Below are 8750 nucleotides of genomic sequence, written 5' to 3'. Positions count from 1 at the left end.
CCGCCGGAGCCCGCGTCGGGACCGGCCGCGCTCGTCGGGCCCCCGCTGCCCTTGCCCCCGGCCCCCTGCTCCGGGGCGGCCGTCCTGCCCGCCTTGGCGTGCTCGGCCACGACGCTGCGCGGCGGGACCAGCTCACCGACCGGCGCGACCTTGCCGTCGGCGGCGAAGCCCCAGTCCAGCAGGCGCGCGGCCTCGCGGTAGACGGCCTGGGTCTCGTCGTAGTCGGGGTGCATGACGGTGACGAGCAGCTTGCGGTCGCCGCGCTGCGCGTATGCCGTGTACGTCGCGCCCGCGTTGGTCGTGTTGCCGTTCTTGACGCCCGCGATGCCCGGGTAGGGCTTGAGGTCGTAGGTGCCGGTGAGGAGACGGTTGGTGTTCTGGATGCCGAAGTGCTCGCGGGGGCGCTCCTCGGGCCCGGCCTGCCCGTCCGTCGCCTTCTTCTTGTCCCCGTCCTTCTTCTTCTTGGCGAACTCGCCGGGGAACTGTGCCTCCGCCGTGGAGCAGTACTCGCGGAAGTCGGGGTTCTTGAGGCCGTCGCGGGCGAAGAGCGTGAGGTCGTACGCGCTCGACACCTGCCCCTTCGCGTCGTAGCCGTCCGGGGTCACGACGTGCGTGTCGTTCGCCTGGAGCTCGTGAGCCTGCGCCTGCATGTCCCGGACGGTCTGCGCGACCCCGTCGTTCATGGAGGAGAGGACGTGCACCGCGTCGTTGCCCGAGCGCAGGAAGACGCCGAGCCACAGGTCGTGCACCGAGTAGGGCAGGTCCTCCTTGATGCCGACGAGGCTGGAGCCCGCGCCGATCCCGTCGAGGTCCTTGAGCGTGACCTGGTGCACCTTGTCCTTGGCGAACTTCGGCAGCAGGGTGTCCGCGAAGAGCATCTTCAGGGTGCTGGCGGGCGCGAGCTTCCAGTGCGGGTTGTGCGCGGCGAGGATCTCGCCCGACTCGGCGTCGGCGACGACCCAGGAGCGCGCGGTGAGCTTCTTCGGCAGCTTGGGCGCCCCCGCCTGCGGCGCGACCTGCGTACCGGGCAGCGCGAGCCGCGCCCCGCCCGTCGTGGAGGTACGCGCGGGCGGACGCGGGCTCGCGGACGCGTCGCCCGGGTCGGCCAGGGCCGGGCTCGCGGCCACGGAGAGGGACAGGGCGGCGGCGGCAGCGCAGGCGGTCAGGGACAGCACCGGTACGCGCTTTTTCGTAGCGGACACGTTCAGGAACGTACCTGTGCTGTCACGGGGGGCAAGCGGGGAGGGGAGGGAGGAGGCGGCCGATCGGGGGAGACGGAAAGCGGTGGGGCCTCGGCCGTTCGGGCGGTACGGGGCGGGAGCGGCGGCGCGGGGGCTTGCGCTCCCGGGCTCCTCGCGCCCGTCTCGTCCGCTCCCGGGTGTCTTGTCCGCACCCCGGCGCGGGGCGCGCAGGGCCCGGCGCGATACTGGGCCCATGAAGCTCAGCCGCCCGGTCTCCTGGTTCCTGCTCGCGTTCGGGGTGTGGAGTTGGGTCATCTGGATCACTTTCGCCAAGAATCTGTGGAAAGACGGCAGCGGTCTCGCTTTCGACGACGCCGGCGACCCCACCACCTACTTCTGGGTCCACCTGCTGCTGGCGATCGCCTCCTTCCTTCTGGGGACGGTTGTAGGCGGCATCGGGTTCCGGGGACTGCGTGCGCTGCGGAAACGTGATCTTCCCGTGTGATTCCGCGCGCGATACGGGAACCGGGCGCGGGTGACGGGCCGTTGACGCGGCATGGTGATCCTCTTCGGCCTGGCCCTGCTGCTCGTGCTCGCGCTGCTCGGCCTGGCCCACTGGTATCTGTGGCGCCGCCTCGTCCGCGACACGACGCGCGGCCCCGGACCGGCCCGCACGCTGGGCACGGCCTTCTTCGTCGTGGCCCCCGTGCTCATGCTCGCCGCCTTCGCCGGCTCACGCGCCCTCCCCTTCGGGGCGCTGCGGATCGTGGCCTGGCCCGGGTACCTGTGGGCGGCGGTCGCGCTGTACCTGCTCATGGCGGTGGCGATCGGCGAGCTGCTCCGGCCGCTGCTCTTTCGGGTGATACGGGGGCGGTACGGCCGGGAGGGTGAGGGGGCCGTGGCGGTGGCGGTGCCTGCGGAGGCGCCTGCGGAGGCGGAGCGGACGGCGGGTCCCGTACCCGTCCCGGCGCCTGGCCCCGTACCCGCCCCCGTACCCGCTGCGGAGCCCGTCCCGGAAGCGGTGCCGCGTCCCGCGCTCGTGCCCTCCCGCCGCCTGTTCGTCTCGCGGATCGTCGGCGGCGTGGCGGGCGCGGCGGCGCTCGGCACGGTCGGCCACGGCGCGTACGGCGTGCTGCGCGGCCCGCGCCTCAAGCGCGTGACGATCCCGCTCGCCAAGCTGCCGCGCTCCGCGCACGGCTTCCGCATCGCGGTGGTGAGCGACATCCACCTCGGCCCGATCCTGGGCCACGCGCACACGCGGCGCATCGTGGACACGATCAACGCGGCGCAGCCGGACGCCGTGGCGGTGGTGGGCGACCTGGTCGACGGCTCGGTGGCGCAGCTCGGCCACGCGGCCCAGCCGCTGAGCGACCTGCGGGCGCGGCACGGCGCGTACTTCGTCACGGGGAACCACGAGTACTACTCGGGCGCGGACGAGTGGATCGACGAGGTGCGCGAGCTGGGGCTGCGCCCGCTGGAGAACGCGCACGTGGAGCTGCCCGGCTTCGACCTGGCGGGCGTCAACGACATCTCCGGCGAGGACCACCACGCCGCCCCCGACTACGACAAGGCCCTCGGCGACCGCGACCCCGCCCGCGCCTCGGTCCTCATGGCCCACCAGCCGGTGATGATCCACGAGGCCGTCAAGCACGGGGTGGACCTCCAGCTCTCCGGCCACACCCACGGCGGCCAGCTCTTCCCCGGCAACCTCCTCGCCCGCGCCGGCAACCCCACGGTCGCGGGCCTCGACCACTACGGCGACACGACGCTGTACGTGACACGCGGAGCGGGAGCCTGGGGCCCACCGGTCCGCGTGGGAGCCCCTTCGGACATCACGCTGGTGACGCTGGCGGCGGTGGGGGCGTGAAGAGGACGGGGAAGCCCGCAGGCCCCGCTCAGGCCGCCCGTTCCGTGCGGGGGGGCGAGCTGGGAGACGCGCTGGTAGGAGATGCCGAGCATGCGGGCCGCGTCGCGGACGCTGATGCCGCGCCTGGTGAGGGCGCGGGCCGACGCGGCGAGCGCGCTCTGGCGGGCCTCCTCCGCGCGCGCGGCCTCGCGCGCCGCGTCCTCGGCGTCGCGGATCGCGCTGTGGACGGCCTTGGAGGGCGGAGGCCCGTCGGTCTCCGCCCTCCGGATGATCCCCGGGGGGACGCCCCCGGAGGCCATCACGTCACTTCATCGCGCCGAGCGTCACGGCACGATGTTCAGGAGGCGGTTCGGGCTGCCGGAGCCGGGGCTGGTGACGACGCCCGTCGAGGCGCCCGCGACGAGGGCCGAGGAGACCTGGGCCGGGGTCGCCGAGGTGTGGCCCGCGAGGTAGACGGCCGCCGCGCCCGTCACGTGCGGGGTCGCCATCGAGGTGCCGTTGATGGTGTTGGTCGCGGTGTCGCCCGTGCCCCACGCCGAGGTGATCGACGAACCGGGCGCGAACAGGTCCACCACGGAACCGTAGTTGGAGTAGCTGGCCTTCGCGTCCGTGTTCGTCGTCGCGCCGACCGTGATCGCCTCCGTGACGCGCGCCGGGGACTTGGTAGAGGCGTTCGTGGACTCGTTGCCCGCCGCGACCGCGAACGTGACGCCCGAGGCGATGGCGCGGCGCACGGCCGCGTCGATCGTCGAGTCGGCGCCGCCGCCGAGGCTCATGTTGGCGACGGCCGGCTTCACGGCGTTCGCCGTGACCCAGTCGATCCCGGCCACGACCTGCGCCGTCGTCCCGGAGCCCGCGTTGTTGAGCACGCGGACGCCCACGACCCTCGCCTTCTTCGCGACGCCGTACGAGGTCCCGGCGATCGTCGCGGCCACGTGCGTGCCGTGCCCGTTGCCGTCCTGCGCCGTGTTGTCCTTGTCGACGGCGTCGTAGCCGTACGAGGCCCGGCCGCCGAAGTCCTGGTGCGTGATGCGCACGCCGGTGTCGATGACGTACGCGGTGACGCCCTGCCCGGCCGCGTCCGGGTAGGTGTAACTACGGTTCAGCGGAAGGGACTTCTGGTCGATGCGGTCCAAGCCCCAGGACGGCGGGTTGGATTGGGTCGCGTCGGCCGTGAACACGCGGTCCTGGGTGACCTTCGCGACCGCCGGGTCCGCCGCGAGTCTCTTCGCCGCGCCCTCGTCGAGGCGCAGCGCGTAGCCGTTGAGCGCCGCCGCGTACGTACGGTCGATGGTGGCCCCGTACTTCTTCGCGAGCGCCTTGCCCGCCGCCGAACCTGCTTTCGGCGCACCGGACTTGAGGGTGACGACGTAGCTTCCGGAGACCGAGCCGGCCACTCCGGCGTTCTCGATCACGCCCTCGGGGGCCGCCGAGGCGGGCAGCGCGACGACGGTGCTGAGCGCGAGCGCGGCGACGGCCGCCGCACTCAGCCCGGCCAGGGTGCGGCGGGTGGTGCGGGGGCGGCGATCTGTCTGAGGTGCCATCTGAAGGGTTCTCCTCGTGGATGGTGGTGTGGGGGTACGGGCGCGAACGCGGGTCAGTTTGTGTTGTGCGCATGACAAACCAGCGTCCGGGTGGCCCGGTACGTGTCGTGCCGGGCCCCGCCGCACGGAATACTCCCGACCGCCACCACCTCCGCACAAGACCGTCCCGCCCTGCTTGGCCGGATGTCATGCGACAGTCATTTTACGGCAACAGAGCGCCATGAAACGGGAGTTGAGCCACACGGGCAGGCTCCTCGCGGGAGCGCCGATGAGCTTCGCCCCCGGGCACGGTCATCTCTTCCGTACGGCACACCGCCGCGAAAGGACGCACGTCATGAGCCCCGCACCCGTCCCGCCCGCCAAGGGCCCCGCCTCCTACTTCCCCTCCATCGAGCGCACCTACGGCCGCCCCGTCGCCGAATGGCTCGCCCTCGTCCGCGCCTCGCCCCTCACCCGCCACGGCGAACTCGTGACCTGGCTCAAGACCGCTCACGGCATGGGCCACGGACACGCGAACGCGGTGGTGGCGTACGTGCGGAGGGAGGACGGGGCCGAAGGGGGCGCGTGAGGCCCGTCCCCCGCCCGGTCCCGGTGGACACCGGGCGTGCGGGCGGAGTCACGAACCGCTCACACACCCGTACCCGGTCCTCCACCGTTACCGCCGGTAAAGTCCATCCCGCCGCCCTACTCTGACCGCGCTGACCTGCGCCGACGCGGGTCGCACGGCAGAGAGTGGGAGAGCGTGGAGCCGGGATTCATGACTGTGGACTACGGGGTGCGGCCCAAGGCCGCCCGCGCCGAATCCGATGCCGGGCCCAACCGGCTCGCCGTCGCGGGGCTCGTCTTCGGCCTGCTCGGACTGCTTCCGCTGCCCGTCGTCGGCCCCGTGCTCGCGCTGTGCTTCGGCGTCGCGGGCGGGCGCAAGGCGGACCGGGGCGAGGCCGGCGGGCGGGGGATGGCGACGGCGGCGATCGTGCTCGGGATCGTCGGCTGCGTGTGCGCGGTGCTCGGCCTCGTCGTGGTCTTCATCCAGCTCACCGGCTCGCGCGGGGCCTGACGGGCGCGTTCGCCGGATACCGGATACCGGACCGGATACGCGGCCCACGCCGACGCACCGCACGGGTGCGGCGCCGTCGGCGTGGAAGCCGCCGCCCGCAGGACGCCGAAGCGTCCGGGGGCTCATGCGGGCCGGGGTGACCTCACCGGTTCCGCTCGCGCACGGACCGCGCCTCCGCGGCCGTCATCCGGTCGGCGACCGCGGTGTATCCGTACGTGACCAGGGCCGGCGCCATCGCGCCGGACAACTCGGCGCGCGCCAGGCCTTCCCGCAGGTTGCTCAACGCGGTCGGCAGGTCTTCTTCGTCGATCTCGTAGACCGCGACGTACCGGTGCTCGGGCACCTCATCATGCAGACCGGTCCGCGCGACGAACCGCTGGGCCGCCGTGTACCCGGGCACACCGAGCACGTCAGGCAGGTGCACCTCGTCGTACCACGCGTTGAACTCTTCCTCGCGGCCCGGCTGCGGATCGGTGAAGACCAGCAGGACATGCTTGCTCATGTTCCGTCACCTCGATGTCCGGATTCATTTCGTTGGTGTGGATACCGTTCCCGCACCGGAAAGTCGTGGAGACCCGTTCAGGAGAAGTCCAGGACGATCCGGCCACGGACGCCGCCCGCTTCCAGGCGCCGGTGCGCCTCGCTCGCTTCGGTGAAGGGCAGCACCGCCGCAAGCGCGGGGTGAGTACGCCCTGTTCGGCCTGACGGGCCAGGCGGTCAAGGGTTTTCGTGTCGGTCGCGCGCTCGCGCGCCGGCACCGGGCGCACCGTGATCCCTCGCTCGGCCGGGCCGCTCCAGAAGCGCACGGTGGCCAGCCCGCCCCCGTCGGCGACAGCGGGCAGCACGCGCTCGTCGAGCACCGCGCCGTCCGCGAGGCCGCGCACACCCCCGGGATGCAGGGCCCGGATGCGCGCGGCCACGTCGCCGCCCCGTTCGGCGTGCTCCGGCGCGGGGACCACCGACGCCGCCGGCAGGACGATCTGCTGGGCGTAGGCGCCGTGCGTGCCGTGGGGCACCACGAAGGCGACCACACGCTGCCCGACCGAGAGCCTGCCGTCCGCGTCCGGGCCGAGCTGGTCGAGCACCCCCGCGGCGTCCCACCCGGGCACCCACGGGCCGTCGCCGCGTCCGCTTCCCGTACGCAGCAGCGTGTCGGTCGGGTTGACCGCCGCCGCGTGCACGCGGACCCGCACCTGCCGGGTCCCGCCTGTGGCTCGGTGAGTTGCGGTACCCCCAGTGCCTCCGGCCCGCCGGGGCTGCGCACTCCTATCGCTCTCATGCCTCTCCCGCCTCCTTGTCCGTCCGGGTCCGGGGCCGTTGGCGCGGCGGTCGCCCGGTGGAGGAGCCGCGCGCTTCATGCGAGGGTGCCGCCGTCGATGAGGAACTGCGCGCCGGTGGCGAAGGACGAGGCGTCCGAGGCGAGGAACAGCACCGTGTTCGCGATGTCGGACGGTCGCGCCTGACGGCCGAGCGGAACGGAGATGCCGCCCTCGTCGCCCGTCCCCCCGGTGTCGGCGCCGCTCCCCTGGCCGGCGTGCCCCGCCGCCAGGCGACGCAGCATCTTCGTGTCCGTCACGCCCGGATGCACGGAGTTGACGCGCACCCCGTACGGCGCGGACTCCAGGGCGCTCACACGGGTCAGCCCGGTGATGGCGAACTTCGACGCGCTGTACGGGGAGGTGCCCGTGGTCACCGAGGACAGGCCGCCGATCGACGAGGTGTTGATGACCGATCCGGCCTTCTTCGCGTACATGACCGGCAGCACGTGCTTCAGACCGAGGAACGAACCGCGTACGTTGACGGCGAGCACGCGGTCGAGGTCCTCCACTTCCTGCTCGACGAGCGGGGCCACCCTGCCCTCGATGCCCGCGTTGTTGAAGAAGACGTCGATCGTGCCGAACGCGTCGACGGTGGCCTGTACGTAGGCCTTGACGTCGTCCTCCTTGCTGACGTCCGCCGCGATCGTGAGGAGACGGCCGTCCTCGGCCCCGAGCGCGGCGGCCGTCTCGGCGAGTGCGGCGGCCGAGATGTCGACGATCGCCACCTTCGCCCCCTCGGCGAGCAGCGCTCCCGCCGCCGCCTCGCCGATCCCACCGGCGCCTCCGGTGACGAGGGCGGCCTTGTCCCGCAGATCCAGGTACGTCACTTCTCTGTCGCTTCCTGATGAAGCACACATGCGGATGAGCCGGCGGCCGGTCAGGCGTCGAAGACGGCCTCGGAGCGGTCGCGGTTTTCGTACAGGTCCCAGTACAGAGGCGCGATCTGCTCGGGCGTGGCCGCCGGGCTGCCTTCCGGACCACCCCCGCCGATCCAGACATTGATCACCACGTGGGCGGCGGACACGCCGCTGCCCGTCAGTTCCTTGCTCAGGTTGATCACCCAGTTGCGCAGCGCCGCCTGGGCCGCGTTGGCGTTGCCGAACATCGGCACCGGGTCCACGGAACCGCCGCCGGCGGTGAACAGCAGGGTCCCGGCGCCCGCCTCGCGCATCGCGGGCAGTACCGCCCGGACCGCCGCGACGGCGCCGTAGAAGCCGTACTCGATCATCGGCTGGAGATTGTCCACCGTGGCCTCCGAGGGGGCGACCACGGTGAGGCCGGGCACCGCGGAGTGCGGTGCCGGCGAGTACTCCAGTACGTCGATGCCGCCGAAGCGGGCGCTGGCCGCGTCCAGGGCGTCGGTGAGTGAGGCGCGGTCGAGGATGTCGGCGGGGAACGCGGCTGCCGTGATGCCCTCCCGGCGGAGCTGGTCGACCAGCGTGTCCAGCTTCCCCTTGGTACGGGCGATCAGGGCGACGTCGAAGCCGCGGCTGCCGAAGGTGCGGGCGATGGCCAGGCCCATGCCGGGGCCTGCGCCGACGATGGCGAGAGTGGGCACGGTGACATCCCTTCCGTGTGGTGACGGCAGGACATGGGGGCCCGGGATGCCCGGCCGACGGGTGGACCGGGTGTGCGGATCAGGCGTGGGCGGCGCGCCCGGCGGGAACCGCGCAGCCGTCCGGGCCGCGGATCGCCCGGTCGTGGCCGGCAAGGGGAACGGTCGGGTCAGCCTGGTGCGCGTGGCCGCTGGGTCCGAACCGCTCCGCGGCTCGGCCCCCAATT

10 protein-coding genes and 1 pseudogene are annotated in these 8750 nt (G+C 72.9%); 4 read left to right on the top strand and 7 right to left on the bottom strand.

All coding sequences use genetic code 11. The annotated features are described in order from the left end of the window. Positions 1 to 1175: D-alanyl-D-alanine carboxypeptidase (locus tag G3I42_RS18210; RefSeq protein WP_164287269.1), on the bottom strand; the 1175-nt coding region annotated here is incomplete at its 3' end. Between the two features lie 259 nt (positions 1176 to 1434). Between G3I42_RS18210 and G3I42_RS37675 the strand changes: the two genes are divergently transcribed. Both G3I42_RS37675 and G3I42_RS18200 read left to right on the top strand, forming a co-directional pair. Next, positions 1435 to 1686 carry a hypothetical protein gene (locus G3I42_RS37675; protein WP_239096529.1) on the top strand — a complete coding sequence of 84 codons (252 nt, stop codon included), beginning with the start codon at positions 1435 to 1437 and terminating at the stop codon, positions 1684 to 1686. A 51-nt stretch (positions 1687 to 1737) separates the two neighbouring features. Then, positions 1738 to 3048 carry a metallophosphoesterase gene (locus tag G3I42_RS18200; protein WP_164287257.1) on the top strand — a complete coding sequence of 437 codons (1311 nt, stop codon included), beginning with the start codon at positions 1738 to 1740 and terminating at the stop codon, positions 3046 to 3048. A 323-nt stretch (positions 3049 to 3371) separates the two neighbouring features. Here the strand turns inward: G3I42_RS18200 and G3I42_RS18195 are convergent, their stop codons facing one another. Further along, the gene (locus G3I42_RS18195) at positions 3372 to 4592 is read right to left on the bottom strand and encodes a S8 family peptidase (RefSeq protein ID WP_164287255.1); all 1221 of its coding nucleotides are present in this window, start codon (positions 4590 to 4592) and stop codon (positions 3372 to 3374) included. A gap of 334 nt (positions 4593 to 4926) precedes the next feature. Here G3I42_RS18195 and G3I42_RS18190 point away from each other — a divergent pair, with 334 nt between their 5' ends. Together G3I42_RS18190 and G3I42_RS18185 are read left to right on the top strand one after the other, a co-directional pair. Next, positions 4927 to 5160: a DUF4287 domain-containing protein gene (locus G3I42_RS18190; RefSeq protein ID WP_164287253.1), complete on the top strand. Its 234-nt coding sequence runs from the start codon at positions 4927 to 4929 to the stop codon at positions 5158 to 5160. Between the two features lie 189 nt (positions 5161 to 5349). After that, a complete protein-coding gene (locus G3I42_RS18185) occupies positions 5350 to 5649 on the top strand; it encodes a DUF4190 domain-containing protein (protein WP_203606972.1) in 300 nt (99 codons plus the stop codon). A gap of 142 nt (positions 5650 to 5791) precedes the next feature. On the opposite strand, the gene G3I42_RS18180 is transcribed toward G3I42_RS18185, so the two are convergent. The 5 genes and pseudogenes from G3I42_RS18180 to G3I42_RS18165 form a co-directional block, all read right to left on the bottom strand. Continuing rightward, the gene (locus G3I42_RS18180; RefSeq protein WP_164287249.1) at positions 5792 to 6151 is read right to left on the bottom strand and encodes a DUF4286 family protein; all 360 of its coding nucleotides are present in this window, start codon (positions 6149 to 6151) and stop codon (positions 5792 to 5794) included. A 77-nt stretch (positions 6152 to 6228) separates the two neighbouring features. Then, positions 6229 to 6315 (bottom strand): hypothetical protein, encoded by an 87-nt coding sequence (locus G3I42_RS38445; RefSeq protein ID WP_343244584.1) that lies wholly within the window; start codon positions 6313 to 6315, stop codon positions 6229 to 6231. A gap of 410 nt (positions 6316 to 6725) precedes the next feature. Next, positions 6726 to 7007: pseudogene (locus G3I42_RS38440) on the bottom strand (hypothetical protein); the annotation flags it as partial. Beyond that, a complete protein-coding gene (locus G3I42_RS18170; protein ID WP_203606971.1) occupies positions 7004 to 7795 on the bottom strand; it encodes an SDR family oxidoreductase in 792 nt (263 codons plus the stop codon). The pseudogene G3I42_RS38440 and the gene G3I42_RS18170, both read right to left, overlap by 4 nt. A 50-nt stretch (positions 7796 to 7845) precedes the next feature. Next, a complete protein-coding gene (locus G3I42_RS18165; RefSeq protein WP_164287245.1) occupies positions 7846 to 8526 on the bottom strand; it encodes an SDR family NAD(P)-dependent oxidoreductase in 681 nt (226 codons plus the stop codon). Positions 8527 to 8750: the final 224 nt, after the last annotated feature.

The sequence above is a fragment of the Streptomyces sp. SID11385 genome (genome assembly GCF_010548245.1).
GTDB lineage: Bacteria > Actinomycetota > Actinomycetes > Streptomycetales > Streptomycetaceae > Streptomyces.
Note: the sequence above shows the minus strand (reverse complement) of the source record. Positions and strands in the feature narration are given on the sequence as shown.